This is a genomic window from Bacillus sp. H1a, assembly GCF_000633475.1.
GTDB classification, from domain to species: domain Bacteria; phylum Bacillota; class Bacilli; order Bacillales; family Bacillaceae_G; genus Bacillus_A; species Bacillus_A paramycoides.
Genome location: NZ_AYMH01000021.1, coordinates 36600 through 62332, shown reverse-complemented (window position 1 = coordinate 62332; position 25733 = coordinate 36600). Strand labels below are relative to the sequence as shown.

At 34.3% G+C, this 25733-nt stretch carries 33 protein-coding genes and 1 pseudogene; 25 read left to right on the top strand and 9 right to left on the bottom strand.

The window, feature by feature from the left end; all coding sequences use genetic code 11:
* Positions 1–21: 21 nt before the first annotated feature.
* The 8 genes from U860_RS0110875 to U860_RS0110840 all read left to right on the top strand — a co-directional run bounded on the left by U860_RS0110875 (position 22) and on the right by U860_RS0110840 (position 5267).
* Positions 22–438 (top strand): GNAT family N-acetyltransferase, encoded by a 417-nt coding sequence (locus tag U860_RS0110875; protein ID WP_025148546.1) that lies wholly within the window; start codon positions 22–24, stop codon positions 436–438.
* A gap of 34 nt (positions 439–472) precedes the next feature.
* Complete coding sequence (locus U860_RS0110870; RefSeq protein ID WP_025148545.1) at positions 473–877, top strand: GNAT family N-acetyltransferase; 405 nt, start codon at positions 473–475, stop codon at positions 875–877.
* A gap of 15 nt (positions 878–892) precedes the next feature.
* Positions 893–1246, top strand: a complete 354-nt coding sequence (locus U860_RS0110865; protein WP_025148544.1) for an MmcQ/YjbR family DNA-binding protein — start codon at positions 893–895, stop codon at positions 1244–1246.
* Between the two features lie 92 nt (positions 1247–1338).
* Entirely contained in the window at positions 1339–1725 is a 387-nt protein-coding gene (locus U860_RS0110860; protein ID WP_025148543.1) for a DUF2809 domain-containing protein, read from the top strand.
* Between the two features lie 26 nt (positions 1726–1751).
* Positions 1752–2681, top strand: coding sequence for a phosphotransferase (locus U860_RS0110855; RefSeq protein WP_025148542.1), 930 nt, complete (start codon positions 1752–1754; stop codon positions 2679–2681).
* 49 nt (positions 2682–2730) lie between these two features.
* Positions 2731–3243 (top strand): DNA topology modulation protein, encoded by a 513-nt coding sequence (locus tag U860_RS0110850; protein WP_025148541.1) that lies wholly within the window; start codon positions 2731–2733, stop codon positions 3241–3243.
* Positions 3244–3295: 52 nt separating this feature from the next.
* Positions 3296–3973, top strand: coding sequence for an SUMF1/EgtB/PvdO family nonheme iron enzyme (locus U860_RS0110845; protein ID WP_115610308.1), 678 nt, complete (start codon positions 3296–3298; stop codon positions 3971–3973).
* A gap of 100 nt (positions 3974–4073) precedes the next feature.
* On the top strand, positions 4074–5267 hold the full coding sequence (locus U860_RS0110840; RefSeq protein ID WP_025148539.1) for a macrolide family glycosyltransferase: 1194 nt from the start codon (positions 4074–4076) through the stop codon (positions 5265–5267).
* A 543-nt stretch (positions 5268–5810) separates the two neighbouring features.
* On the opposite strand, the gene U860_RS0110835 is transcribed toward U860_RS0110840, so the two are convergent.
* The 4 genes from U860_RS0110835 to U860_RS0110820 all read right to left on the bottom strand — a co-directional run bounded on the left by U860_RS0110835 (position 5811) and on the right by U860_RS0110820 (position 8034).
* Entirely contained in the window at positions 5811–6314 is a 504-nt protein-coding gene (locus U860_RS0110835; protein ID WP_025148538.1) for a GNAT family N-acetyltransferase, read from the bottom strand.
* A 186-nt stretch (positions 6315–6500) separates the two neighbouring features.
* The gene (locus tag U860_RS0110830) at positions 6501–6935 is read right to left on the bottom strand and encodes a GNAT family N-acetyltransferase (protein WP_025148537.1); all 435 of its coding nucleotides are present in this window, start codon (positions 6933–6935) and stop codon (positions 6501–6503) included.
* A 111-nt stretch (positions 6936–7046) separates the two neighbouring features.
* Complete coding sequence (gene rpiA / locus U860_RS0110825) at positions 7047–7709, bottom strand: ribose 5-phosphate isomerase A (RefSeq protein WP_025148536.1); 663 nt, start codon at positions 7707–7709, stop codon at positions 7047–7049.
* A gap of 4 nt (positions 7710–7713) precedes the next feature.
* Entirely contained in the window at positions 7714–8034 is a 321-nt protein-coding gene (locus tag U860_RS0110820) for a 2Fe-2S iron-sulfur cluster-binding protein (RefSeq protein WP_002172267.1), read from the bottom strand.
* A gap of 143 nt (positions 8035–8177) precedes the next feature.
* On the opposite strand from U860_RS0110820, the gene U860_RS0110815 reads away from it, so the two are divergent.
* Both U860_RS0110815 and clpP read left to right on the top strand, forming a co-directional pair.
* Positions 8178–8864 carry an RNA polymerase subunit sigma-70 gene (locus U860_RS0110815; protein WP_025148535.1) on the top strand — a complete coding sequence of 229 codons (687 nt, stop codon included), beginning with the start codon at positions 8178–8180 and terminating at the stop codon, positions 8862–8864.
* A gap of 20 nt (positions 8865–8884) precedes the next feature.
* The gene (clpP, locus tag U860_RS0110810) at positions 8885–9466 is read left to right on the top strand and encodes an ATP-dependent Clp endopeptidase proteolytic subunit ClpP (RefSeq protein WP_025148534.1); all 582 of its coding nucleotides are present in this window, start codon (positions 8885–8887) and stop codon (positions 9464–9466) included.
* Positions 9467–9518: 52 nt separating this feature from the next.
* Here the strand turns inward: clpP and U860_RS0110805 are convergent, their stop codons facing one another.
* On the bottom strand, positions 9519–10376 hold the full coding sequence (locus U860_RS0110805; protein ID WP_025148533.1) for a glycine betaine ABC transporter substrate-binding protein: 858 nt from the start codon (positions 10374–10376) through the stop codon (positions 9519–9521).
* 172 nt (positions 10377–10548) lie between these two features.
* Between U860_RS0110805 and U860_RS0110800 the strand changes: the two genes are divergently transcribed.
* Together U860_RS0110800 and U860_RS0110795 are read left to right on the top strand one after the other, a co-directional pair.
* The gene (locus tag U860_RS0110800; RefSeq protein ID WP_025148532.1) at positions 10549–11754 is read left to right on the top strand and encodes a glycine betaine/L-proline ABC transporter ATP-binding protein; all 1206 of its coding nucleotides are present in this window, start codon (positions 10549–10551) and stop codon (positions 11752–11754) included.
* A complete protein-coding gene (locus U860_RS0110795; RefSeq protein ID WP_025148531.1) occupies positions 11747–12583 on the top strand; it encodes a proline/glycine betaine ABC transporter permease in 837 nt (278 codons plus the stop codon). Before U860_RS0110800 ends, U860_RS0110795 begins: the two co-directional genes overlap by 8 nt.
* A gap of 54 nt (positions 12584–12637) precedes the next feature.
* Here the strand turns inward: U860_RS0110795 and U860_RS0110790 are convergent, their stop codons facing one another.
* Entirely contained in the window at positions 12638–12874 is a 237-nt protein-coding gene (locus U860_RS0110790) for a hypothetical protein (RefSeq protein WP_025148530.1), read from the bottom strand.
* A gap of 211 nt (positions 12875–13085) precedes the next feature.
* On the opposite strand from U860_RS0110790, the gene U860_RS0110785 reads away from it, so the two are divergent.
* The 5 genes and pseudogenes from U860_RS0110785 to U860_RS0110765 all read left to right on the top strand — a co-directional run bounded on the left by U860_RS0110785 (position 13086) and on the right by U860_RS0110765 (position 15518).
* Positions 13086–13259, top strand: coding sequence for a hypothetical protein (locus tag U860_RS0110785; RefSeq protein WP_025148529.1), 174 nt, complete (start codon positions 13086–13088; stop codon positions 13257–13259).
* Positions 13260–13364: 105 nt separating this feature from the next.
* Positions 13365–13865: an HIT family protein gene (locus U860_RS0110780; RefSeq protein WP_115610307.1), complete on the top strand. Its 501-nt coding sequence runs from the start codon at positions 13365–13367 to the stop codon at positions 13863–13865.
* Entirely contained in the window at positions 13843–14682 is an 840-nt protein-coding gene (locus U860_RS0110775) for a PP2C family serine/threonine-protein phosphatase (RefSeq protein ID WP_025148527.1), read from the top strand. The genes U860_RS0110780 and U860_RS0110775 overlap by 23 nt, the downstream gene beginning before the upstream one ends.
* Positions 14679–15118, top strand: a pseudogene (locus U860_RS31385) (NUDIX domain-containing protein). The gene U860_RS0110775 and the pseudogene U860_RS31385 overlap by 4 nt, the downstream one beginning before the upstream one ends.
* 19 nt (positions 15119–15137) lie before the next feature.
* Positions 15138–15518, top strand: a complete 381-nt coding sequence (locus tag U860_RS0110765) for a DUF4181 domain-containing protein (RefSeq protein WP_025148526.1) — start codon at positions 15138–15140, stop codon at positions 15516–15518.
* A 104-nt stretch (positions 15519–15622) separates the two neighbouring features.
* Here the strand turns inward: U860_RS0110765 and U860_RS0110760 are convergent, their stop codons facing one another.
* Positions 15623–16132 (bottom strand): GrpB family protein, encoded by a 510-nt coding sequence (locus U860_RS0110760; protein ID WP_025148525.1) that lies wholly within the window; start codon positions 16130–16132, stop codon positions 15623–15625.
* Positions 16133–16171: 39 nt separating this feature from the next.
* The gene (locus tag U860_RS0110755; protein ID WP_025148524.1) at positions 16172–17017 is read right to left on the bottom strand and encodes an oxidoreductase; all 846 of its coding nucleotides are present in this window, start codon (positions 17015–17017) and stop codon (positions 16172–16174) included.
* A 270-nt stretch (positions 17018–17287) separates the two neighbouring features.
* Here U860_RS0110755 and U860_RS0110750 point away from each other — a divergent pair, with 270 nt between their 5' ends.
* The 5 genes from U860_RS0110750 (at position 17288) to lpdA (ending at position 22612) form a co-directional block, all read left to right on the top strand.
* Positions 17288–17767 (top strand): DinB family protein, encoded by a 480-nt coding sequence (locus U860_RS0110750; RefSeq protein ID WP_025148523.1) that lies wholly within the window; start codon positions 17288–17290, stop codon positions 17765–17767.
* Between the two features lie 169 nt (positions 17768–17936).
* Positions 17937–18935: an acetoin:2,6-dichlorophenolindophenol oxidoreductase subunit alpha gene (gene acoA, locus U860_RS0110745; protein WP_025148522.1), complete on the top strand. Its 999-nt coding sequence runs from the start codon at positions 17937–17939 to the stop codon at positions 18933–18935.
* Between the two features lie 17 nt (positions 18936–18952).
* Entirely contained in the window at positions 18953–19987 is a 1035-nt protein-coding gene (gene acoB / locus U860_RS0110740) for an acetoin:2,6-dichlorophenolindophenol oxidoreductase subunit beta (RefSeq protein WP_025148521.1), read from the top strand.
* A 27-nt stretch (positions 19988–20014) separates the two neighbouring features.
* Entirely contained in the window at positions 20015–21217 is a 1203-nt protein-coding gene (locus tag U860_RS0110735) for a dihydrolipoamide acetyltransferase family protein (protein ID WP_025148520.1), read from the top strand.
* 15 nt (positions 21218–21232) lie between these two features.
* On the top strand, positions 21233–22612 hold the full coding sequence (gene lpdA / locus U860_RS0110730) for a dihydrolipoyl dehydrogenase (protein WP_025148519.1): 1380 nt from the start codon (positions 21233–21235) through the stop codon (positions 22610–22612).
* Between the two features lie 171 nt (positions 22613–22783).
* Here lpdA and U860_RS0110725 read toward each other — a convergent pair whose 3' ends face one another.
* A complete protein-coding gene (locus U860_RS0110725) occupies positions 22784–23377 on the bottom strand; it encodes a hypothetical protein (protein ID WP_025148518.1) in 594 nt (197 codons plus the stop codon).
* 221 nt (positions 23378–23598) lie between these two features.
* Between U860_RS0110725 and U860_RS0110720 the strand changes: the two genes are divergently transcribed.
* The 3 genes from U860_RS0110720 (at position 23599) to U860_RS0110710 (ending at position 25722) form a co-directional block, all read left to right on the top strand.
* Positions 23599–24231, top strand: coding sequence for a DUF4085 family protein (locus U860_RS0110720; protein ID WP_025148517.1), 633 nt, complete (start codon positions 23599–23601; stop codon positions 24229–24231).
* Between the two features lie 85 nt (positions 24232–24316).
* Complete coding sequence (locus U860_RS0110715; protein WP_025148516.1) at positions 24317–24718, top strand: Rrf2 family transcriptional regulator; 402 nt, start codon at positions 24317–24319, stop codon at positions 24716–24718.
* Between the two features lie 98 nt (positions 24719–24816).
* Positions 24817–25722 carry an NAD(P)/FAD-dependent oxidoreductase gene (locus U860_RS0110710; RefSeq protein ID WP_025148515.1) on the top strand — a complete coding sequence of 302 codons (906 nt, stop codon included), beginning with the start codon at positions 24817–24819 and terminating at the stop codon, positions 25720–25722.
* Positions 25723–25733: the final 11 nt, after the last annotated feature.

Below are 25733 nucleotides of genomic sequence, written 5' to 3'. Positions count from 1 at the left end.
AGATGGAAGGAAGAAATTTATATGAAACGTATAGAGAACGGTACACGGACTGAAGGAGAATACATAAAAAATAAAGTAATTCAATATAATATGTCCATCTTAACAGATGAAGTAAAACAGCCAATGGAACAAGTAAGCTTCGTAGTGAAAGATGACGAAGGAAAAATCTTTGGTGGCGTAACAGGAATGATGTATTTTTATCATCTACATATAGATTTTTTATGGGTTGATGAATCAGTTCGTCGTTATGGATATGGTAGTAAGTTGTTACATAAAATAGAAGAAATTGCGAAGGGAAAAGGGTGTAGGTTAATATTACTAGATTCATTTAGTTTCCAAGCACCAGAATTTTATAAAAAGCATGGTTATCGAGAGTTTGGAGTCGTTGAAGATCATCCTAAAGGACATAGTCAACATTTTTTAGAAAAAAGACTTTAATATAATTATATTATGTTTACTAGGAGAATGGAAAATGTACACGTATAAATTTCAACACGAACAATCTATCTGTGCAGAACAAATAAAAAGTCTTTACGATTCTGTAGGCTGGTGGCCAGAAAGAAAAGAAGTTGATATTCAAAAAATGTTAAAGAATAGTATAGCAATTGGAGTATGGGAAGAAAATGAATTAATTGGATTTGCTAGAGTTGTTTCTGATGGTGTTTTTCGGGCGTACATAGAAGATGTTGTCGTACATGAAAGTGTAAGAAATAAAGGCATTGGAGAGAAGATGCTTACAATGTTGCTTCGAGAAATATCTCATATTGATATTGTTAGTCTATTTTGCGGAGAGAAACTTATAAAGTTTTATGGTGAACAGCAATTTCAAGCGACGCAGCAAATTGTGATGCATCGTAATCAAATAGTGAAAGAATAAGAGGTGCCAATTAGAATGAATGCAACAAGAGCATACTGTTTATCGAAAAGAAAAGCGACAGAAGATTCTCCAGATGGCTGGAGTGCAACATGTATGAGGCTCAATAATAAAATATTTGCGATAGTGAACCATGAAGAAGGGGAAAAAGCTGCGATTACATTAAAATGTGATCCAGAACTCGCTTTACGAATAAGAGAAGATTACCCAGAAACAATAATTCCTGGATATCATATGAATAAAAAACATTGGAATACAGTGTACATACATAAGGATGTAGGGCAAGAACAAATTAATAAAATGATAGATTGGTCGTATGATTTAGTACTACAATCATTTTCGAAGAAAAAGCAGCAAGAGTTAATGGATTAAATACAAAGTGAAGTCGATTATAAATAGCTAGTAAAATGATTATATTTTACTAGCTATTTGCAGTTTTAAATTATAAAATAGGAGATTTTGAAATGGATACGAAACGAAATAGATTACTATACGCAATGTTTACTATAGTTGTTATTATTTTAGGTCTTAGTTCCAGAAAGTTTGCATTTGCGTTACCTGATTTATTAAATGATTACTTAGGTGATGCTTTATGGGCATTAATGATTTTCACTGGCTTCGGATTTTTGTTTTCTAAAATAGAAACGAAGAAATTAGCTTTTATTAGTTTAATATTTTGCTACGGGATTGAAATTAGCCAATTGTACCATGAGGCTTGGATAGATAGCATTCGCGCAACGACTTTAGGTGGACTCGTACTAGGTTACGGATTTTTGTGGAGCGATTTAGTGGCTTACACAATTGGTGTTGGAGTAGGAGTGCTTTGTGAATTTATATTACAGAAGAAATAAGTGAATTTAAAAAGGGGTATTTGTACATGGAGGATATATTAGAAATTGCAAAGTTTTGGTTTCAAGATGAACATCTAACATCTACTGTAATTCAACCGAAAGTTACGAAGGTCACGTGCAATAATAAAGCGTATATTTTAAAGGAAAAGGTATCAATAAAGCAACTTCTAGTTGAATTAAATGTATTAGAGCAGCTGTATGAGAAAGGAATTAAGGTGCAAAAATTAGTAAAAACGAGAAGCGATGAATGGTATGTATTATATAAAGAAAAATATTATTGTTTGTATGAGTATGTTGCCGGAAGTGTTATAGAAATAAAGGATACTAAAAAACTGAAGGGATTAGGAAATGCAATTGGAGTAGAAATGGCTAAGTTACATCATGAACTTCGTTCGGTGAATCATACAAACGAATTAATAAAAAGAGACTTGTATAATGTGGTATATGAATGGACTATACCGATTTTAGAAAAGAATGAGCATGTTCAGCGTGATGTAATTCAACAAATGAATAACATACATAAAAAATTCAAAGAAAAAGTTCAATTATTACCGAAACAAATCATTCATCGCGATATGCACCTATCAAATGTTATCTTTCAAGGCAATGAATTTCAAGGATTTATCGATTTTGAACTTTTAGAAGAAAATGTAAGAATATTTGATCTAATCTATTGTTGTACCAGTGTATTAAGTGAGCTGTATATGGATGAAACATTAAGAAGGAACTGGTTACAAATCGTTAGAACTATTTTTGAAGGATATTATAAGCAAAATGCATTAACAAGAGAGGAAGTACAGACTATTTGGTACATCATGCTTTCTATACAAATTATCTTTATTACTTATTTTGTCCAGTCAGTAGATTTACTAAAGTTGAATGAAGAGATGTTCTTATGGATTTTTGCGAATAAAGAAGAAATTGAAGAAGCTATAGCAAGTATCGTACTTATATAAATAAAGTAGAAAGTTTATTGATAAGTAAGATATGAAAAAGGAGCCATTTATGAAAAAAATAATATTGATTGGTTCTGGTGGTTCAGGAAAATCTACATTAGCAAAGCAGTTAGGAAATAAACTAAAAATACAGGTGTATCATCTTGATGCGTTATTTTGGAAACCGAATTGGGTAAGTGTTCCGAAAGACGAACAAAGAACAGTTCAGAATGACATAATTAAAGAAGAAAAGTGGATTATTGATGGGAATTATGGCGGGACAATGGACATAAGAATTAATGCAGCTGATACAATCATCTTTCTTGACATTCATAGAACGATATGTGTTTATCGTGCATTTAAAAGAATTGTACAATATCGGAATAAGACTAGATCAGATATGGGAGAAGGATGCGAAGAAAGGTTTGACTTGCAATTTTTTAAATGGATATGGGAATATCCTAAAACGAAAAGACCTTCAATTTTAATCAGACTAGATCAATTAAGTCAGGATAAAGAAATTATTATTTTAAAATCTCCAAATGAAGTTCAGCGATTTTTAAAAGAAGTGCGGCAAGTATAAAATTATACCAAAAAGGGTGAATTTTGTTTCATTTTAAAATGGAGGGATAATATTGAATGAAGTCATTCGCTCGATGGATTCTTATATGGTAAAAATTCCAGTAGGAGAGGTAATATTAAGAGATGATCGAATAAAAAAAGAATGGAAAGTTCAAATTAAGCCGTTTCTTCTTGCAAAGTATGCTGTAACGATGGGATTATATGATGCCGTTACGAATAAAACACCAAATATAATCGAAGGTAATAATAAACCAGTTATAAATATTTCATGGAATGATGCGATTCTGTTTTGTAATTTACTTTCAAAAAAAGTGGGATTAAAAGAATATTATTCTATTAGTGATGATGGTCAAAAGGTTCGTTGTAATTTAGATTCCAATGGCTATCGATTACCTTCTGAAGCAGAGTGGCAATATGCATGTAAAGCAGGAACTACTGGATACATATATGGAGAACTTAAAGAGATTGCTTGGTATAATGAAAATTCAGAGGGACATATTCATGAAGTCGGTAAAAAAGAACCGAATGCATGGGGATTATATGATATGTTAGGGAACGTTTGGGAATGGTGTTATGATTTGTATGATGAAAAGGTATATGGATCGTATCGAATTTTTCGGGGCGGTAGCTGGGCTGAAGAGGCTAGAGGCTGCGGCGCTACTTGTCGTAGGCGTAGTCATCCCACATTTCGTATAGATGATCTCGGTTTTAGGCTCGCTAGGTCCGTTTAGAAGGAGAGTATGATAGTTACGTTTAGCAAAACAAGAGTATGGAAAATGCACATACTCCTAACGACAACATAGAAAACATCGAACTTAAGGAGTGTTTATAATGGCACGTGTTTTATTCATTAATGCTGGATCAGAAGGACATATAAATCCAACATTGCAAGTTGTAGAAGAACTGATTTCCCGCGGTGAAGAGGTAGTTTATTTTTCAATAGAGGCTTTCAGAGGGCGTATTGAGAAGACAGGTGCTACGGTACGAACAATTGACGACCAAAAGTTTTTAAAAGCTTTCCTTTCCGGTGGCCGAAATTATTTATCAGAAAGAATAAACGGCCTTTTACATACAGCAGATGTTATTATACCGAGTGTCCTGGAACAAATTGAAGGGGAACAGTTTGATTACATCATCCACGACTCGATGTTCGGCTGTGGACGTTTAATTGCTCAAATTCTTAAGCTTCCAGCAATTAATTCGTGTACATCTTTTTCACAGGATGAAAAATCATTTGAAAGAATGTTAGATCATCTTTCGAAAAATATCCCAGCGGAAGTTCATGATAGAATACATAATGATTTTCAAAAACTAACAAAGGGAATCGCAGAAAAATATGGTGTTGATATCCAATCACCTTATGAAGTTTTCTGCAATCCAGCACCACTTACTATTGTGTATACAATTAAGGAGTTTCAACCTTTTGGAGATACATTTGATGAAACTTTTAAATTTGTAGGCCCATCTATCTCTACACAAGTAAAAAATGAAGGTTTTGATTTTACTGCAATTGAAGAAAAAAGCCTGATTTATATTTCGCTAGGCACTGTTTTTAATGAAGCGAATGATTTTTATAAGCTTTGTATTAAGGCATTCGAGTATAGTGAGCAAACAATTGTTATGTCTATTGGCAGCAAAACAAAAACAAGTGATTTAGGTGAAATTCCTGAAAACTTCATTGTGAAAAATTATGTACCACAAACTGACCTTCTAACATATACAAAATTATTTATTACACATGGCGGGATGAACAGTACGCATGAAGGACTTTATAATGGTGTTCCACTCATTGTAATTCCGCAAAGTGCGGATCAGCCAGTAATTGCAAAGCAAGTTGAAAGTCTTGGAGCAGGGGTTCAATTACAAATGCAGGGATTAAGTGACATACAATTGCGTGAAGGTGTAGAGCTAGTTTTAAATAATCCGTCATTTAAAGAAGCTGCTTTGGATATGAAGGAGTCTTTCCGAAAGTCAGGTGGATATAAGCAAGCTGTTGATGAGATTTTTACATTTATAGGTCGGTAATAAATTTGAAGCTATACATGAGAACAATGTCTATATTGCATAATATAGGCATTGTTCTGTTATATGTAAATTCGGATGTAATTGATATTATTGCGGCAGATACAAGTTTATTTAAAAAATAAAGAATCCAATATTGTGAAGAATATTATTAGGTTTATGATAAAAACGAATAAGATACAGTGTAGCCTTGGAACAAAGTTTGATCATATTAACTTAATAAACTTTGATAAAAAAGGATAATTAAAAAAGCGTGTTTTGAAAAAAGATTGTTCAAAACACGCTTTTTCTATATTCAATTGAATCATCCTTTTATAAAAAAGTTTGATGATTTTTGCTCAATTAAAAAGCCCGATTGTTGAAAATCGTTGTTTAAATCTTATGCAAGATAAGCATCCAATTAGTACAATAATATTTTTTGTTACTGCTTCGGTTATACTTTGTCACTATTTGGGTTATAAATCAGTCCTTTTTTCTTTATCTGGATTCTCCCCTAAACTAATGACCTTTTCTCTATTTCCATAGTTTCGGATTAGGTCGGAATCTCTAAAGATCGCGTACGTTCCAAACTATTTCACCGCGCTCGTCCCACGTACTGTGATGTCGCTTAAATCCTATCTTTTCTAGCACCCGGAGGGATGCAACATTCCAAGCGCCTACAGTCGACCAAAGTCTGTGACGTCCGGTAGCAATCGCAGCGTCCAGCACAACGGATGCTGCCTCAGTCGCATAGCCTTTACGATGAGCATTGCGGAACAACTCGTATGCGATTTCTGGCTCTTCAAGTGTGGAACGACCGATAATCAAGCCACAGTATCCGATGAAATCGCCTTCGTCTCGTCGGCGAATAGTGAGAAGGGAAATGCCATTTTCGACTGCTCTCTTACGCATCTCGATAAGTTGGCTACGAACGGCGTCAAGGGGTGGCATATCCACACCACGTTCGCCAATTAATTTTCTCATCCAGGCTGAATCGGTTTCCTCCCACATACTCAGGTCAAGTCGCTCGGTTTTCAGCTGAAACGCCATAGGTTCAAATAAAGCTGTCATAGTGGAAACCTCCTTGTTATTTCACTGCACTCATAATAGCTGCGCATCTCATCACCACATCAAGTTGGAAAAGCGGTTGATTCGCGAATCTATTTTCCAAATCTCGCGAGAGTTTATAGCAACAGTATACAAAAAAATAGTGTTATTTTATGCATAAGCAATTACCCTACAAAATAGACCTTTTTATTACGCCAATTCTTTCGTCATAAGAATGTGCGGAATTCCATCTTCCATAAATACGTCAGATGAGGTTTGATAGCCTAATTTTTTATAAAATCCTTCGGCATGTGTTTGACCGTGTAATTTAACTTTGTTTGCTTCTTTGTTATGAGCAATCTCTTCTAATGATTGAATAATTACTTTTCCTAATCCGTATTTGCGATAGTCTTTTAAAATACAAATTCTTTCTAGTTTGCCTATCCCGTCAACAAAGCGTATACGACCAGTACCTACAGGAAGCTCATTATAATAAACTAAAATATGTTTGCATTCTTCGCCAATTCTATCAAATGTATCGAACTCGTCTTCAAGAGGGACACTTTGTTCTTTAACAAATACCTCTTTTCGAATATGAAAGGCAGTTTCTAAATCTGTAAGTTCTGTTATGAGTTTTGATTGCAATTTGTTCAACCCTTTCTAGAATGAAATGAATGTGTTTTCATAGTATATCATACAGTAGTGGTTTAAAAGGAAAAAGAAAAACTGACTTTTAAAAGTCAGTTTTTAAAGCAATTAATATTCTTTTATTCCGTTTTCTGTTCCAATGATTGCTTTGCTCGTCATATTAATAAATAATCCTGTTTCAACTACACCAGTAATCATTTTTAGTTCTTTATGTATGTCATTTGGATTCAATATTTTATTTGGAAAAATACAATCAATAATGAAATTACCGTTGTCGGTAATAAATATTCCATCATTTTTCATACGTATATGTGTTTCGCATCCTAATGTTTGAACTCTCTTTTCAGTTTGTTTCCAAGAGAAGGGGATAATTTCAATAGGAAGTGGAAAGGCACCTAAATGTGTAACGAGTTTGGACTCATCTGCAATAATTATAAGTTTTTCAGAGGATGCAGCGACGATTTTTTCACGAAGCAATGCACCTCCGCCACCCTTTATTAACTTTAAATTCGAATCAATTTCATCTGCACCATCTATGGTGAGATCGAGTATATCAATTTCATTTAAGGGAATTAATGGGATTGATAGTTGTTTAGCTAATGCTTCAGTTTCTTTTGATGTTGGTACTGCTTGAATGGATAAACCTTCTTGCACACGTTTCCCTAATTTTTGTATTGTCCAATATACGGTGGAGCCAGTGCCGAGTCCAACTTTCATATTGTCTTGTACAAAATCCGCAGCATATTCACCGGCGATCTGTTTTAAATTCATCGCTTTACTCCGCCGGACGTGGTCCAGCATCTAAGCCGGAATTTTCAACTGTAAGGATAGGGCGGACAGTAATATCTTTGTGTACACGCATTTGGCACGATAATCTTAAATGATCTTCAATTCCTTTTTCAGTAATGGCTTGTTTTTCATCATTTGTGGGATCACAAAAATCACCTGCAATGACTTCAACTCGACAAGTTGTACATCTTGCTTTGCCACCGCAACGATGTAGAATATGCACACCGTTATCTTCAAGTGCTAATACTAATTTCGTTCCTTCCTTTATATCAAAAGTTCCTGTACCTTCAACTGTTAATTTTGGCAAATTGATTCCTCCTCATGTAAAATTCTATATAACATATTTATGACCCGTATTCATGAACATAAACATAAAATTTATTATAAGCCCCGTAACTTTTTTATTTGTTCAATCGTTTATTAAGTAAGCGCTGAAAAGGAGTGGTTATTTTGTGCACAAAAGTAACGCAATTCTTAAAGAATCATATCGATATGAATCATTCAAATATAAATTTTTTAATTGAGAATTATGGAGAGTTAAAAAGATATTGTACATTTTTAACGAAAAATAAATGGGACGGTGAAGATCTCGCGCAAGAAGCAGTGTGTAAAGTTCTTCAAAAGTATAGTGATAAAGATATTTGTATAACGCTTCTATATAAAATAGCTAGAAACCGGTGGCTAGACCAAGTGAAGGCAAAATCAGTACAAGAGAAAATGGAAGAGCAAATTTCATTTGAAGAACCACATGAAAAGATTGCAGATTTGCATGTGATGGTAGAAAGAGTACTATCTTCATTAAATGTACAACAAACCGCAATTTTATTATTAAAGGATGTTTTTCAATATAGTATCGCGGATATTGCAAAAATATGCTCTGTATCAGAAGGTGCGGTTAAAGCATCGTTATTTAGGAGTAGAAATAGGCTGAAAACTGTAAGTGAAGAAGGCATTGAAATAGTGGAGTACACGGATGATGTTGAAATCGTTGTAACTTCTATTCGTGAAGAAAGACCTGAATTGTTGACAAAACTTCTCCCAACAATAGATTTCACTAAGTTACCATCAATACAACCGGTGTTATTATTCAATATGAAAAAACCTTTTTCTTACAGTTGTATGCTTAGTGCGGCATAAAATAGATGGAGGGATTTATAATGAATGCAATTCCTTACGTAATAGAACAAACGAAATTAGGAGAGCGTTCCTATGATATATATTCAAGGTTATTAAAAGACCGAATTATTATGATTGGTTCAGAAATTAACGATCAAGTTGCAAGTAGTGTAGTAGCACAATTATTATTTTTAGAAGCGGAAGATGCAGAAAAGGATATATTCCTGTATATCAATAGTCCAGGTGGTTCAACGACAGCGGGATTTGCAATATTAGATACGATGAATCTTATTAAACCAGATGTGCAAACGCTTTGTATGGGCTTTGCGGCATCATTTGGTGCACTATTATTATTATCAGGTGCAAAAGGTAAACGCTTTGCGTTACCTAATAGTGAAATTATGATTCACCAACCGCTCGGTGGTGCGAAAGGGCAAGCGACGGAAATTGAAATTACAGCAAAAAGAATATTGAAGTTAAAACACGATATTAATAAAATTATCGCAGAGCGAACAGGGCAACCAGTTGAAAAAGTAGCACATGATACAGAAAGAGATTATTTTATGACGGCAGAAGAAGCGAAGGAATATGGAATTGTCGATACAGTTATTGAGAGAAAATAACATAAAGCAAGCTAGAGAATACGCTAAATTCTCTAGCCTGTTTTGTCATTCTTTATTCTTTTATCCATTCATCAACTAAAGCTTGATTCTTTTTAATCCATTTTCGTGCAGCTTCTTCCGGGTCTTTCGTTTTATTTAACATGACCATTAATGTACCAAGTTGTTCATCGTTCATTTTCCATTTATCAAAGTATTTCACAATATCAGGATGATCTTTTTCGAAACCTTTACGAACTGAGTAATAAATGTCATCTTTTTCACCATATACTTTCTTAGGGTCTTTTAAATATTTTAAGTCAAATTCTGAAAAACCCCAATGTGGATTCCAAAGCGTAACAGCGATTGGTTTCTTTTTCGTATATGCCTTTTTTAGTTCGCTCATCATCGCAGCTTCTGAAGATTGGACAAGTTTTAGTTTTATATCATATTCCTTCATTGCTTTATTCGTTAAATTCATAAGACTACTGCCAGGTTCAATTCCGACAATTTTATTTTCTAACTCGTCTTTATGAGCATTTAAATCTTCAATACTGTTAACGTTTTTCACATAAGAAGGAACAACTAAACCAAGTCCAGTACCTTCATACCATTTTGATTTTAAGACAATGTCATTTTTATAACGATCGTTTAATGGTTTATCCGTAACAGGAAGCCATACTTCTAAATTAGCATCAACATCACCGCGAGCGACTCCAGTCCAAATCGCAGCTTTTTCTAAATACATAAGCTCTACTTTATAACCTTTTTCTTCTAATAAAACTTTCCACATATTTGCGGTTGCAATATTTTCTTTCCAACTTGTTACACCAAGTTTAATTTTTCCTTTCGAATTTGCATTTGTTGCATTACAAGAAGTGAAAATCATACTAATAAATAATAAAAGACTTAATATCCATATTTTTTTTCGCATTAAAAAACCTCCTATGAAACCTTAACTCATATAAATAAATCTATAAGTGAACACTCTTATTATGAACGGAAACGAGAATTTTAAAGGAAACTTATGAATGTAATTTTTATGTAATATTTATTTGTAAAATCGCAACACTATGTGAATAGATGGGTAGGAAAGGAGTAGCTGTATGAAAAATACGAAAGTACGTGTCGAGAACGTAACAAAAGTTTTCGGGAAAAATCCTCAAAGAGCGGTTGCTTTATTAAAGGAAGGAAAGAGTAAATCTGAAATATTAAAAGAAACGGGAATGAATGTTGGTGTGAAAAAGGCAACATTCGATGTGTATACGGGAGAAATTTTTGTCATAATGGGATTATCCGGTAGCGGAAAATCAACGTTAGTTCGAATGCTAAATCAATTAATCAAACCCACAGCAGGTCATATATACATAGATGGTGAAGACATCGCAACGATGGGAAAAGAAGAATTGCGAAGAGTGAGAAGAACGAAGATGAGCATGGTATTTCAAAAGTTCGCTTTATTTCCGCATCGTACAGTTATACAAAACGTTGCGTATGGTTTAGAAATACAAGGAGTTCCAGTAGAAGAGCGAGAAAATAAAGCGTTAGAATCGTTGAAGTTAGTAGGACTTGAACATCATAAAGATAATTATCCTAGTCAACTTAGTGGCGGTATGCAGCAACGTGTTGGAATTGCAAGGGCGTTAACGAATGATCCGGATGTTTTATTAATGGACGAGTCGTTTAGTGCGTTAGATCCGCTAATTCGAAAAGAAATGCAAGATGAATTGTTAGAGTTGCAAGATAAAATGGAGAAAACAATCATTTTTATTACGCATGACTTAGATGAAGCCCTTCGAATTGGTGATCGAATCGCATTAATGAAAGATGGAGAAGTAGTTCAAATTGGAACACCAGAAGAAATAATGATGAGCCCTGCAAATGAATTTGTAGAGAGATTTGTCGCAGATGTTAATTTAGGAAAAGTCATTACGGCAGAATCGATTTTAAAAAGACCAGAAACGTTATTAATCGACCGTGGGCCTCGTGTAGCTCTACAAATTATGAGAAATGCGGGTGTTTCTACTGTATATGTTGTGAACAAAAAGTATGAGTTTTTAGGTATTTTAACAGCGGATGATGCTAGTAAAGCTGTGCAAAAACAGTGGCCAATTGCTGATTTATTACTTAATGATATTCCGCACGTTTATTTAGATACTTTACTTGAAGAAACGTATGCAAAAATGGCGGAGATGAAATTTCCATTACCAGTAATTGATGAAAAGAAAAGGTTAAGAGGAATTATTAAACGTGAAAGTGTCATTCAAGCTCTTGCAGGTAATATCGAGGAAGAGGTGAAAGACAATGAATAATATTCCGCGTATTCCGTTAGGCGAATGGGTTGATACATTTGTTGCGAGTTTATATGATCACTTTGAAGGGTTATTCCGAGGGTTCTCCTATATTATCGGCGGATTCGTTGATTTACTCACTAATTTTTTAACAATAATACCAGCTATATTGATGATTATTATCGTATGTTTCCTCATTTGGTACACAACGAAAAAAGTATCTTTAGTCATTTTTACTATTATCGGTTTACTGTTCATTTTAAACATTAATTATTGGGGACAAACGATGCAAACTTTAGCACTCGTACTCACTTCAGTTATTATTTCCATAATAGTCGGCATTCCAATTGGTATTTTAGCATCACAAAATGAACGCTTTTCAAAATTTTTAAAACCGACATTAGATTTTATGCAAACAATGCCGGCATTCGTATATCTCATTCCCGCAATAACATTTTTTGGAGTAGGCGTTGTGCCAGGTATTATTGCTTCCGTTATTTTCGCAATGCCACCGACAATCAGATTTACAGACTTAGGAATTAGACAAGTTCCAGAAGATTTAATTGAAGCAGCAAATGCATTTGGCTCTACCGCATCACAAAAATTATTTAAAGTACAATTACCACTCGCAACGGGTACGATAATGGCTGGTGTAAACCAAAGTATTATGCTTTCGTTATCAATGGTTGTAACGGCTTCACTTGTAGGGGCACCAGGACTTGGAGTCGATGTTTACCGCTCCGTTACACAAGTAAATATCGGAATGGGATTTGAAGCTGGACTAGCTATTGTAGTAATTGCGATTGTATTAGACCGAATTACACAAGGGTTTCATCAAAAAAGAAAATAAAAAAGAAAACACACTTTATACTTCAAAGTGTGTTTTTAATTATGTTCGGAAAGATTACATCCGAACGATAACTGAACCTCCAGCTGGTGCACAAACTTGGTTTTGCTGTTGTTCCATTGATTTAATTAAATGATTATTTTCTTCGATTAAAGAGATTAATTTTGCTAATTGGCTCTCAAGGCTTGCAATGCGTTGCATCATGTATTGAGAATCATGATGCAGTGTATTCCTTACAGGTTGGGGGGAGTAAGCATATTGTTGATTTATATTTGGATTCCAATGAGGATACATTCGAATCGTTCCTCCTTCAATGAATAACTGATCTTTCTTATATTAAATGCCTATGTATATGTAATGGTGACTTAAAAATTCTTTCATATGAAAAGGATTAGGCAGGGGAAATGGAAAAGTAATAAAGTACATTTTTGGGGAAATTTCAAGTGGAATAGAAAATATATTAAGAGATAGTAACGTTCAACTAAATAATATATCGAGAGAAATGATGAGAGGAGATGTTATTTTGGCTAATAATAAAAAAAGAAATGCTGCAATGGCGATCGGTGTCGCTATAGGCATTGTAATCGGCGTAGTTCCTGGCTTATTTACAAATAATTTAGTGATCGGAATTGCGATTGGGATTGTAATTGGAATGGGAATTGCGGCTTTGAGGAAGTAATGAGGTGCAAACTATTAATATGAAATTTAATGTGAAGATTGTCAATTTGAGAGATTGAATTTTCGGAATATAAAGCCTGCTTTTCCTTTTTTTATGATATCATATATGAAAAGGATGGTGATGGATATGTCATTAAACAATCAAGCAGAACAAAACTGCTTCATTTGTGAAAAACATAAAGGAAACATTATAGTTCCAGGCGGTGCTATTTATGAAGACGATCTCATATACGTTGGGCATGTCCTTTGGGATACAGAAGAAACGTATCTCGGTTACGTAATGATTGATATAAAAAGACATGTACCTGGTCTTGCTGAATTAACTGAAGATGAGGCAAAAGCATTCGGACTTATAACTAGTAGAGTAAGTAAAGCGCTAAAAGAAAGTGAAGGTGCAGAACATATTTACACTTTTGTTTCGGGTAATGGTGTACCACATTTACATATGCACATTATTCCGCGTTATCCGAATACACCAAAAGAATTTTGGTCACCGACTGAAGTAGCAAATTGGACTGGTGCACCATATGGGGATTCAGAGGAAATTAAAAAACTATGCGAAAGAATACGAAAGTATATGGTAAATGAGTATGCATACAAAAAATAATAAACGATATTCATGGGTTGGAAATATGGAAATGTGTTTAGGAGAAATCTCAGTTAAACAATATGGTGATATTGTACTCGGTAAATATGGTGGTAATATAAGTGTCGGAGCAAAAAAGAATGAAGACGGTGCATTAGTTTGGTCGAATGATGATTGGGAATTCGCCGCTATTTTAGACGGACATAATAGTGCAGAAAGTGTTGATTTAGTAGTAAATACAATCCAAAAAGAATATGAAAATATAAATGCAATAATGGAAGAACCAATTGAAACAGTATTTCGATCTGTTGAAAATCATATACTTACAGTTTTTCAATCCTCTTCATTTAAAGAAAAGTGCCAAAAAGTAAAAGGTGAAACAGCTTGCTTAATATGTGTAAGAAAAGAAAATTACATATCGTGGCTATCTATTGGAGATTGTCTCGTTTATGTATTTCATGAGGAGTTACATAAATTAGGACAATATGCATTAAACCAACGTCATTTTTACGAGTGGATTGGAAATGTAAACACATTTGATTTACCCGTTCCTTGCTATTCATCAGGAATTCGTGAACTACGTACTGGTAACAATCGAATTGTAATGGTCACAGACGGGGTATTAGAATGCGGGGAACGTCTTTATGAAACACCATTAAATCTATATAATGATATGAATGAAAATAATATAGAGCTTAATGAAATTGTTCACAACGTTTTAGAACACGTTCATTTTCAATTAGGACGAGATAGTGCGACCATCATTAGTTGGGATGTAGAAAACAAAACAAATGCTACGTATCCGAGTGATCAGCCGGAGAAAAGGAATAAAAAATGACTAGGCCACGTTTAAGGGCAGAAGTAATAATAGTAAATGAAGAGCATTCCAAAGTACTTGTACAATGTGATGAGAATGAGTCATTTTATCGTTTTCCAGGTGGAACTATTGAATATGGTGAAACAGCAAAAGAAGCAATAACACGAGAATTATTGGAAGAATATAATTTAAAAGTTTTTGTTCAAGAATTAGCAGTTGTAAATGAACATATTTTTGATTGGAACAACGAAAAAGGTCATCATTGTACATTGATACATTGGGGAACTGCTCAAGAGGTAGTTACAAATGAAATAAGGCATAAAGAACATGAGGATATTTTTTAATATGGAAAAGTATAGAAGAATTAAAGGAGAAGCCCACATATCCTGAAGGAATTGTAGGTTATTTAGAAGAGGATAACCGTAATGTAGTCCACTTTATTTCTAAAAACAATTAAAGTAATGGGAGGGATAACAATGGGAACCTCTACTATTTTGATTATTATTATTGGAGTTTGTATAGGTGGTTACTTTTTAGAACAGTTTTTAAGAAAAAAGTTGAATATGAAGAAGAGGAGGCTTTTTGGGTATAAACATGTGAATAGTTTACATAAAAAATTAGAAATAGGACTAATTATTATTTATATAATAGCTAGTTGTTATTATATGTTTAAATTTGAAAACTCTAAAATGGCTTATGCCATTTTCATTTATTTAGGGATAACATGGATCTTAAGAGCGTGGATGGAATGGAAGTATGATAGAGAATCGAAAGAATATCTTCTTTCGATAATGGGATTGGTTGCGTATATATTTATGATTTCGATACTATTTTATTTTGTTCCACCTGCTGCATAATAAAATAATTATTGATGTTACAAATAATAGGAAAACTTCATAATAAGAAACCATTTACCGCTAAATGGTTTCTTATTATGCATATGAAATTCGGCCTTCTTAATTTAATCATTTATTTTGGCTAATATGGATTTAACGAAACTTGTTTTATCCTCTGCATACTTGTGTTTATCATTAGGGTTGGCTTGTGAAAGTTGAATCTTTAACTGTTCATACTGCATGCGAGCAGTTTTATTATCTTTTAAATAATCTCTAAAACTTAATTGTTCTATTAAATATGGATTCCGTTGTTCATACATATGAATTTGATGAGTTCTTGGTTCACCTTTATTGAAATAATACCTTTCGGGTAATACATCTTTTCTATATTTATAATTTAATTGTTCTAGCTTTTCAATACATTCTATACCATTTGCAAAGTCATTTAATTCGATTGCAATATCAATAATAGGCTTTGCGCTTAAATGTGGAATGGATGTACTTCCGATATGGTGTATTGCCATTATGTATTCGCCAATTTGTTCCTCGATTAATTGCTTCTCTTTTAAAAATTCAAATTCCCATTCTCCGGTCCAAGGAACTAAAAAAACTTTACCAAGAGGTAAACCTAGCATTTGATTAACGCCTCCTTCGTAAATACTATTTAAAGAAATTTACATCTTCTTAAAACTTCTCAAAACAAGAAATTCCCACAATCTCCAAGGAAGAATCTTCTTCGCAAAAATCATAAATTTTACACCTTTTCCAATTGGATATCGTAAATTAGTACGCTTTGCTTCGGCAATTTTAACGATTTTATTAGCTACATCTATCGGATTACCAAATGTATCACTGCCGCTATTAATATGTTTTTGTATTTTATCCATATATTCTTTGTAAGGAGAGGTTGTATCAGATTTGTTTTCAGCTAATTGTTTGCCTACTTCCCATATGTTTGTGTTATAAGAACCAGGTTCAATTAATGCGACATCTATCCCGAAAGGTTTTACTTCTAAGCGAAGGGATTCACTCCAGCCTTCTAATGCATACTTTGAAGAAACGTAAGGGGATAGACCAGGGAATCCAACTTGACCACTAATGCTGCTTATATTTATGATTTTTCCATTTTTCTGTTCTCTCATATAAGGTAAAACAAGCTGAGTGATTGATATAGCTCCAAAAAGATTCGTTTCAAATTGTTTACGGTATTCCTCTACTGGAATTTCTTCTACAAAGCCACCATGTGCATATCCTGCATTATTTATGAGCAGGTCTACTTTGTTTATTTCTTTTAAAAATAATTGGAAGTTATGTATAGTGTTTTGGTCTGTTACATCTAATTGTTGTACTTTTATATTATGTTGTAAGTTAAGTACAGTAGCTTGAGATATTAAGTTTATTTGTTTATCAACATTTCGCATAGTAGCGATAACAAAATAATCTTTTTTCGCTAGTTCAAGTGTCGTTAATAATCCGAATCCACTTGATGCACCTGTAATAACCGCAATTTTTTTATTCATCGTCCGCTCGCTTTCTTTTTCTTTTATCATAACGAGTAATAAGGAGAAAATCTATTAATCTTATATATTGTTTTTGTACATGTAATAGCAATTAGTAGTATTTCTGTATTCTATGAGACGGCTTATGGATTGGGTGCTTTAAGTTTCTTTTAGTGCATATGTATGGGAATGGGGCAAAAAAGAGGGAATCGTATAGAATCAGCGTATATAGAAAAGTGAGTAATGCATTCATGCTGATGAATTTAAGTTTTTATAATGGGGGGAAGCAAAGTGTTCCATGTTAAAGACGTTTTAGCAGATCAGTTATTAGCAAATGCGAATGATCCTAGTTGGTATATTCCATTTTCAGATGCAGTAAAAGATTTATCTGAGAGAGAAGCTTTCTGGAAGCCGAATGAAGAGAGTAATAGTATAGCTGAAATTGTACAACATTTACTGTATTGGAACTCGACGTGGCAAACAAGGTATAAAGAATCAAATGTTAATGCCGTGCCCGCTATCGGTGATAATAACAAAAGTTTTAAGCTATCAGATAATCAAACATTTGAAGAGTTAAGAGAAAAACTATTAGAGAAATTGTTACAATGGCAAAATCTTATAAATGAAGATAAGGTTGAAAGTGATGTAGTTGGATTTCCTGTATCTGCGAAGTGGTGGGAAGTATTAGCTAATGTAACAACTCATAATGCGTATCATATTGGTCAAATTATTTACATTCGGAAATTACAGAAGCATTTTGATAGTGAATAATGTAATAATTCTCAAATTGAGTGAACAAAAGTGGACAAAACGAGACAACTGTTTCGTTTTGTCCACTTTTTTATTTTTAAAAGGAAGAGAAAATCTATTAAATTAAGGATTAGAATTTGGCACGGTACTTGCGATATAAAAGACGAACAAGAAAATAGGAGGGCTGAACATGTTAAAAACAACTGAAAGTAAAGGGAATGAAATTACGAAAGAACAAGCTCGTTGGATGTATGAAAAAATGTTAGAAATTCGTAAGTTTGAAGATAAGGTGCATGAATTGTTCGCGCAAGGCGTTCTACCAGGTTTCGTTCATTTATACGCTGGAGAAGAAGCAGTAGCAGTTGGTGTATGTGCCCACTTAACAGATAGCGACAGTATTACAAGTACACATAGAGGACACGGTCATTGTATCGCAAAAGGTTGTGATTTAAATGGAATGATGGCTGAACTGTTTGGGAAAGCGACTGGATTATGTAAAGGAAAAGGCGGGTCAATGCATATTGCCGATTTAGATAAAGGAATGCTTGGTGCGAATGGAATTGTTGGCGGTGGTTTTCCACTTGCTTGCGGTTCGGCATTAACAGCTAAATATAAAGGAACAAAAGATGTGAGTGTTTGCTTCTTCGGTGATGGAGCAAACAATGAAGGAACATTCCACGAAGGGGTTAACTTAGCGGCGATTTGGAAGTTGCCAGTTATTTTTATCGCAGAAAATAACGGTTACGGTGAAGCAACTACATTTGAATATGCTTCAAGCTGTGACTCAATTGCTGATCGTGCGAAAGCTTACAATATTCCAGGTGTTCAAGTGGATGGAAAAGATCTTCTAGCAGTATATAAAGCAGCTGAAGAAGCGGTTGAGCGTGCACGTAATGGTGGTGGCCCAACTTTAATTGAATGTATGACGTATCGTAATTACGGTCATTTTGAGGGAGAAGCACAAACATATAAAACTGCGGAAGAAAAAGAAGAACATTTAAATGAAAAAGATGCGATTGTGCATTTTCGCAAACATTTAATTCATGAAGGCTTATTAACAGAATCCGAACTTGTCGATATGGAAAAAGCAGTAGATGAAGCAGTGCAACAATCAATTGAATTTAGTGAAAATAGTCCATATCCAGATGATGAAGAATTATTAAAAGATGTATACGTGTCTTACAAATAAGAGGAGGGGGAAAAACAATGACTAGAACAGTAAGTATGTCAACTGCAATTAATGAAGCGATGAAATTATCAATGCGCCGTGATGAAAATGTCATATTAATCAGAGAAGATGTTGCGGGTGGTGCACAAGTTGATCATTTGCAAGATGATGAAGCGTGGGGCGGGGTTCTAGGGGTAACGAAAGGCCTTGTTCAAGAGTTTGGGAGAAATCGTATATTAGACACGCCTATTTCTGAAGCTGGTTATATGGGAGCAGCCATGGCAGCTGCAGCAACTGGATTACGTCCAATTGCAGAATTAATGTTTAATGATTTTATCGGTAGTTGTCTTGATCAAGTGTTAAACCAAGGTGCAAAATTCCGTTACATGTTTGGCGGGAAAGCGAAAGTACCAGTTACAATTCGTACGATGCACGGTGCTGGATTTAGCGCAGCTGCACAGCATTCTCAAAGTTTATATGCTTTATTTACAAGTATTCCAGGTATTAAAGTTGTCGTTCCATCGACACCGTATGATGCAAAAGGTTTATTATTAGCGGCAATTGAAGATGATGACCCAGTAATCTTCTTTGAAGATAAAACTCTTTACAATATGAAAGGCGAAGTTCCTGAAGGATATTACACAATTCCATTAGGAAAAGCAGATATAAAACGAGAAGGGTCTGATGTAACGATAGTCGCAATCGGAAAGCAAGTTCATACTGCGCTCGCTGCTGCTGAGCAATTATCGAAAAAGGGACTAGAAGTAGAAGTCATTGATCCGCGTTCTTTATCACCGCTCGATGAAGATACAATTTTAGCATCTGTTGAAAAAACAAATCGTCTTATCGTTATTGACGAAGCGAACCCAAGATGTAGTATTGCAACTGACATCGCAGCGATTGTAGCGGATAAAGGTTTTGATTTATTAGACGCGCCTATTAAGCGAATAACAGCGCCACATACACCAGTTCCGTTCTCACCACCACTTGAAAAATTATATTTACCAACGCCAGAGAAAGTGATTGAAACTGTATCGGAAATGATCGGAGACCGTTCTTTATTAAATGTGTAATGAAACGATGAGAAGGGAGAGAGAAATATGGCTGTTGAAGTTGTAATGCCGAAGTTAGGGATGGCGATGAAAGAAGGTATTATTACGAGTTGGAATATTAAAGCGGGAGATAATGTAGCGAAAGGTGAATTAATCGCTAGCATTAACTCAGAAAAAATTGAAACTGAAATAGAAGCGCCAGCTGATGGCACTGTATTGGATATAGCTGTAAGCGAAGATGAAGGAGTTCCGCCTGGTACCGTTATTTGCTATATAGGTAAACCGGATGAAAAAGTAGCTGCGCATGGAGCGGTAGATATTATAGAGGAATCTGCACCTAAAGAAGTAGCTCCTCAAAATGTACAGCATACAGAACCGTATGCGAAAGAAGGAACGAAACAAAGAATGAAAATTTCTCCAGTAGCGAAAAAAATTGCAAAAGCTGAAAATTTTGATATTGCAACATTAATAGGAACGGGTCCTGGAGGAAGAATTACAAAGGCAGATGTATTAAAGGCACTTGAAGAAAAAGTAGTTATTTCAGAAACGTTTGGAATAGAGGAAAGTATAACAACTCCTGTTACTGGTATGCGCAAAGCGATTGCAACTCGCATGCACGCAAGCTTGCAAAATAGCGCGCAATTAACATTAACGATGAAAGTAGATGTTACAGATTTAGTAGCTTTACATAAAAATATGGCTGAAGTTGTACAAAAACGATATGAAAGTAAATTAACAATTACAGATTTCGTCTCTCGTGCTGTTGTATTAGCGCTTCGAGACCATAAAGAAATGAACTGCGCTTATATAAATGATACAATCCATCAATTTGAGCACGTTCATTTAGGAATGGCAGTAGCATTAGAAAATGGCTTAGTCGTTCCAGCTATTCGCTTTGCAAATAATTTATCTTTAGTAGAGTTATCAAAAGAAATTAAGAAAGCTGCGCAAAAGGCAAGAGAAGGTAGTTTAAGTAGTGATGATATGCAAGGAACGACATTTACAATTAGTAATTTAGGAAGTTTTGGAATTGAGTATTTCACACCAGTATTAAATACACCTGAGACTGGTATTTTAGGTGTAGGTGCAATTGAACATGTTCCAGTATATAAAGGGGAAGAATTGCAAAAAGGAAGCATATTACCATTAAGTTTAACATTCGATCATCGTGTATTAGATGGTGCACCAGCAGCTACATTTTTACGCACAATTAAACAATATTTAGAAGAACCCGTAACAATTCTTTTATAAAGAGAAGGTGAGAGAATGAGTAAATTAGTTGTAATTGGAGGCGGGCCAGCTGGCTATGTAGCGGCGATAACCGCTGCTCAAAATGGTAAAGAAGTCGTTCTTATTGATGAATCTGACCTTGGCGGAACGTGTTTAAATGTCGGGTGTATGCCTACAAAATCATTGCTAGAAAGTGCTGAAGTATACGATATTGTTAATCATGCGAATCGTTTTGGAGTATTAGTAGATAAGCAGAATGTATCAATTGATTGGAAACAAATACAGATGAGAAAATCACAAATCGTTACGCAGCTCGTCCAAGGTATACAATATTTAATGAAGAAAAATAAAATTAAAGCTTTAAAGGGAAAAGCAAAATTTGTAACGGATCATCGTTTACAAGTTATGCAAGGTAATAAGGAAGAAGTAGTCGATGGTGAGCAATTCATTATCGCATCGGGATCAGAACCAACTGAGCTTCCATTTGCTCCATTCGATGGAAAGTGGATATTAAATAGTAGTCATGCAATGTCCCTTGAAAACATACCGGATTCATTATTAATCGTTGGTGGTGGTGTAATAGGTTGCGAGTTTGCAAGTATTTATAGTAGGCTTGGGACGAAAGTATCGATTGTTGAAATGGCAACGCAATTACTACCTGGTGAAGATGAAGATATCGCAAATATTTTAAGAGGAAAACTAGAAAATGATGGTGTGGAAATTTTCACAGGTGCAGCTTTAAAAGGATTAAATAATTATAAGAAACAGGCTTCGTTTGAATACGAAGGAAGTATTCACGAAGTAACTCCAGAATTTGTTCTCGTTTCTGTTGGTAGAAAACCTCGTGTACAAGATTTAGGATTAGAAAAAGCAGGAGTTCAATTTTCAAATAAAGGGATTACTGTGAATGAGCATATGCAAACGAACGTATCACATATTTACGCAACGGGTGATGTTATTGGTGGGATTCAACTTGCTCACGTCGCCTTTCATGAAGGAACGACAGCAGCATTACATGCAAGCGGAGAAGGTGTGCAAGTAAATTATCATGCTGTACCACGCTGTATATACACAGCTCCTGAAATCGCAAGTGTTGGCTTAACTGAAAAAGGAGCTAGAAAGCAATACGGTGATATCCTCATAGGAGAATTCTCATTTACTGCGAACGGAAAAGCTCTTATTATAGGAGAACAAATGGGTAAAGTAAAAGTCATTGTGGAACCTAAATATCAAGAAATTGTAGGGATTTCTATTATCGGCCCTCGTGCAACAGAACTCATTGGGCAAGGCACAGTAATGATTCATACGGAAGTTACCGCTGATATAATGAGGGATTATATCGCAGCGCATCCAACTTTATCTGAAGCAATTCATGAAGCGTTATTGCAGGCGGTTGGACATGCTGTACATGCTTGAAGGTAGAAAGATCAGTCTAAAATGACTGGTCTTTTTAGTAAACAATAATATTTAAGTAGAAATATGTATAAAAATATACTAGGAAAATCACTATTCTCTCATGTTTTCTAAATCGATGAGAGAATAGTGATTTTGAAACTTCTTCACTTATTTAATTGAAATGCCCTGTTACTATTTGATTTCAATCGCTGAAGTAATATCGTTCCAATCTGCAGCTAAATTAGCAGTTTTACCATACCAATCAGAGTGTCTAAAGAATACACCTTTTCCATATCCTTGCGTTGAAGTATGTTCCCAAAGCGTCGTTGAATAACTTGCCGAAGGTGATGCTGTACTTACAGAAGAAATTCTGTCGTTCCAGCTAGAAGGTAAGTTTTTAAAGCCGCTGCTCCAATAAATATATTGTCCACCTTTATCTTTATGTTCATAAAAATCAGTACTACCAGCACCACTACCTAAAGGATTAATTTGATTTTTAAGTGCCTTTTTATCCTTTTCAATAAAAGCATCCAAAGTTTCTCTGCTAGTAAAGCCATAAGCTAACCAATCTCCATTTTCATTTTGCTTAGGTAGTACCATAGTAATTTGGATGTCTTTTTTTGATTGATCACTTAATTTTGCAAAGGAATTAACATTCTTTTCATCAACTTTTAAATAATCAAATGATTTAATTGTATTATCTTTTTCTGCAGCACTTACTACTCCTAATCCTCCAGTTAATGCAAAACCCGCTACTAACGTCCCTGCTACTAATTTCTTCAACATATAACCATCCCTTTTTTGTTTAGATTTTTGTACAGGTAAATCTTGTACAAGTAAAATGTATTCTAGTTTTATAGTTTTGTAAATGTTCTGAAGTTTTAGAAATAATAGGCGGAATATTAGCAGTTTTACATTTTTTCTTTAGAAAGAATGGTTATTGGAATGATATAATAAGCGGATACATTGCTTTTATTGGATGATAAAATGTTTTAGGAGAGATCTCATTGAAATATTTTATAAGAGATTGGTATAAAGAAATGCAAATTTCAGGATTTGTACATTTCATAGAATCAATAGAAGAATGGAAAGAAATAGATCCCGATTATATCCAAAGTTTGAAAGACGAAGTAGAAGAAAGGAAAGAAGATTTATTAAATTATCTTCCTGAAACACTACATCCATATTTTCATAACAATACTATTGATTTAAAATATCTCCCTAATGAATTAAAGAAACTTTTGTTAGAGTGGACAACAGATTATGAGAAAAGAATGGCACAATTAGTTCAATCATACTTAGAATATTTTAATTCCATTAAGAAAAAATTTTCGTCAAATGTCGTTCAGTTACATGAGGCATCACTACATAATAGTGTGATTAAAGTAGTAAAGAGAAAGTCAGAAGATACTTTGTTTATCGTATTAGATTGCAGTGGTACTTTTAGTGATTTTGATAAACTTCAAGTAACTTTTACAGGAGTGACGAAATGTTCTATGCCGGAAAATTTTGAAGGTGCTTGGTGGCTATACCATGAAATAGAGCTTACTGCAGATGGTTTCGAGCTGGGTGTTTTATTTGACTGTCCATTTAGAGAAGTGACAATTTGTGCAGCAGATGTATTACTTGAGAAGAAGTAATATCGTGTTTTGCATTACAAATGTTTGACTTGATAAAGAAATAAAGTTATTGTAGATATATGAAGTCTACAATAGGAGCCGTATTATGAAATATTCTAAAGCTACAAACTATGCTCTTCACACAATGCTTTTTCTGGCAAAGGCTACGCCAAATAAGTTAGTTAGTGTTCATCAATTAGCGGAAATGCAAAAAGTTTCACCAACATACTTGTCTAAAATACTAACTAAATTGACGAAGGAAGGGATGATTCATTCATCATCAGGTCCTAAAGGTGGCTATTCGCTTAGTAATAATTGGGAAGATATTTCATTTTTGAATATTATACATGCTATTGAAGGAAAAACATCATTGTTTGAATGCTGTTTACATCATGAACCTGGATGTTTAATAAATGAAGTAATGCTTGCAGCAGAAGAAAAAATGGAAGAAGAGTTACGAAATCAAAAAATCGTAGATCTTGCGAAAAAGATAAATGTGGATTTTTAATCCGCTTTTATTTTAAAATTAATTAAGGATAAAAAGACTCTGTAATATCTGTAATTATAGTTAAATGAATTAAGCTTATTCATGGAGGATGTTTATTTATGGAATTTATTGATTGTGCAGTAATAGGTGCAGGTCCAGCTGGGCTTAATGCAAGTTTAGTTTTAGGGAGAGCTCGTAAACAAATAGCGTTATTTGATAATAAAACGAATAGGAATCGCGTAACGCGAAAGTCTCACGGATTTATTACACGTGACGGGATTAAACCAGAAGAGTTTAAGGAATTAGGTTTAAATGATTTGAAGAAGTATCCGTCAGTTCATTATTATGAAAAAGCAGTTTCAACGATAACGAAGCTATCCACAGGTTTATTTGAGATTGTGACATTAGATGATACAAAATATTTGGCGGAAAGAGTTTTATTAGCAACGGGTATACAGGAAGAATTTCCATCCATCCCTGATGTACGGGAATTCTATGGGGAAAGTTTATTTAGTTGTCCGTATTGTGATGGATGGGAATTAAAAGACCAACCTCTCATTATTATTTCTGAAAACGAAGATTATACGTTGCATATGACAAAATTAGTTTATAACTGGTCTACGGATTTAGTAATCGCAACAAATGGTAATGAGTTAAGTAAGCCTTTGATGGATGAACTGTGTAATAAAAATATAAGAGTTATTACAGAGCCTATTCGTTCACTACAAGGTGAAGAGGGTTATTTAAAGCGAGTAGAGTTTCATTCAGGTTTGCACATCGAAAGAGCTGGTGGATTTATAGTGCCTACTTTCTTTAGGACAAATCAATTTTTAGAACAACTTGGTTGTGAACTGCAAAATAATGCAACTTTTGTAATAGATGATTTTGGTCGTACTTCAGAAAAAAATATTTACTTAGCAGGAGAAACAATGACTCAAGGGCCATCTTCATTAATTATTGCTGCATCACAAGGAAATAAAGCAGCGATTGCTATTAATAGTGATATTACAGATGAGCGGTTCTAACTAGAAAATGA

What these genes read in the sequence shown, in the direction of transcription:
- U860_RS0110840 (WP_025148539.1), top strand. Translation starts at nt 4,074, where the DNA reads ATGGCACGTGTTTTATTCATTAATGCTGGATCAGAAGGACATATAAAT.
- U860_RS0110725 (WP_025148518.1), bottom strand. Translation starts at nt 23,377, where the DNA reads ATGTTGAAGAAATTAGTAGCAGGGACGTTAGTAGCGGGTTTTGCATTA.
- U860_RS0110860 (WP_025148543.1), top strand. Translation starts at nt 1,339, where the DNA reads ATGGATACGAAACGAAATAGATTACTATACGCAATGTTTACTATAGTT.
- U860_RS0110805 (WP_025148533.1), bottom strand. Translation starts at nt 10,376, where the DNA reads ATGCGAAAAAAAATATGGATATTAAGTCTTTTATTATTTATTAGTATG.
- U860_RS0110855 (WP_025148542.1), top strand. Translation starts at nt 1,752, where the DNA reads ATGGAGGATATATTAGAAATTGCAAAGTTTTGGTTTCAAGATGAACAT.
- U860_RS0110800 (WP_025148532.1), top strand. Translation starts at nt 10,549, where the DNA reads ATGAAAAATACGAAAGTACGTGTCGAGAACGTAACAAAAGTTTTCGGG.
- acoB (WP_025148521.1), top strand. Translation starts at nt 18,953, where the DNA reads ATGACTAGAACAGTAAGTATGTCAACTGCAATTAATGAAGCGATGAAA.
- U860_RS0110755 (WP_025148524.1), bottom strand. Translation starts at nt 17,017, where the DNA reads ATGAATAAAAAAATTGCGGTTATTACAGGTGCATCAAGTGGATTCGGA.
- U860_RS0110765 (WP_025148526.1), top strand. Translation starts at nt 15,138, where the DNA reads ATGGGAACCTCTACTATTTTGATTATTATTATTGGAGTTTGTATAGGT.
- U860_RS0110850 (WP_025148541.1), top strand. Translation starts at nt 2,731, where the DNA reads ATGAAAAAAATAATATTGATTGGTTCTGGTGGTTCAGGAAAATCTACA.
- acoA (WP_025148522.1), top strand. Translation starts at nt 17,937, where the DNA reads ATGTTAAAAACAACTGAAAGTAAAGGGAATGAAATTACGAAAGAACAA.
- lpdA (WP_025148519.1), top strand. Translation starts at nt 21,233, where the DNA reads ATGAGTAAATTAGTTGTAATTGGAGGCGGGCCAGCTGGCTATGTAGCG.
- U860_RS0110735 (WP_025148520.1), top strand. Translation starts at nt 20,015, where the DNA reads ATGGCTGTTGAAGTTGTAATGCCGAAGTTAGGGATGGCGATGAAAGAA.
- U860_RS0110715 (WP_025148516.1), top strand. Translation starts at nt 24,317, where the DNA reads ATGAAATATTCTAAAGCTACAAACTATGCTCTTCACACAATGCTTTTT.
- U860_RS0110760 (WP_025148525.1), bottom strand. Translation starts at nt 16,132, where the DNA reads ATGCTAGGTTTACCTCTTGGTAAAGTTTTTTTAGTTCCTTGGACCGGA.
- U860_RS0110710 (WP_025148515.1), top strand. Translation starts at nt 24,817, where the DNA reads ATGGAATTTATTGATTGTGCAGTAATAGGTGCAGGTCCAGCTGGGCTT.
- U860_RS0110785 (WP_025148529.1), top strand. Translation starts at nt 13,086, where the DNA reads ATGAGAGGAGATGTTATTTTGGCTAATAATAAAAAAAGAAATGCTGCA.
- U860_RS0110775 (WP_025148527.1), top strand. Translation starts at nt 13,843, where the DNA reads ATGAGTATGCATACAAAAAATAATAAACGATATTCATGGGTTGGAAAT.
- U860_RS0110835 (WP_025148538.1), bottom strand. Translation starts at nt 6,314, where the DNA reads ATGACAGCTTTATTTGAACCTATGGCGTTTCAGCTGAAAACCGAGCGA.
- U860_RS0110790 (WP_025148530.1), bottom strand. Translation starts at nt 12,874, where the DNA reads ATGTATCCTCATTGGAATCCAAATATAAATCAACAATATGCTTACTCC.
- U860_RS0110795 (WP_025148531.1), top strand. Translation starts at nt 11,747, where the DNA reads ATGAATAATATTCCGCGTATTCCGTTAGGCGAATGGGTTGATACATTT.
- clpP (WP_025148534.1), top strand. Translation starts at nt 8,885, where the DNA reads ATGAATGCAATTCCTTACGTAATAGAACAAACGAAATTAGGAGAGCGT.
- rpiA (WP_025148536.1), bottom strand. Translation starts at nt 7,709, where the DNA reads ATGAATTTAAAACAGATCGCCGGTGAATATGCTGCGGATTTTGTACAA.
- U860_RS0110780 (WP_115610307.1), top strand. Translation starts at nt 13,365, where the DNA reads ATGAAAAGGATGGTGATGGATATGTCATTAAACAATCAAGCAGAACAA.
- U860_RS0110870 (WP_025148545.1), top strand. Translation starts at nt 473, where the DNA reads ATGTACACGTATAAATTTCAACACGAACAATCTATCTGTGCAGAACAA.
- U860_RS0110875 (WP_025148546.1), top strand. Translation starts at nt 22, where the DNA reads ATGAAACGTATAGAGAACGGTACACGGACTGAAGGAGAATACATAAAA.
- U860_RS0110865 (WP_025148544.1), top strand. Translation starts at nt 893, where the DNA reads ATGAATGCAACAAGAGCATACTGTTTATCGAAAAGAAAAGCGACAGAA.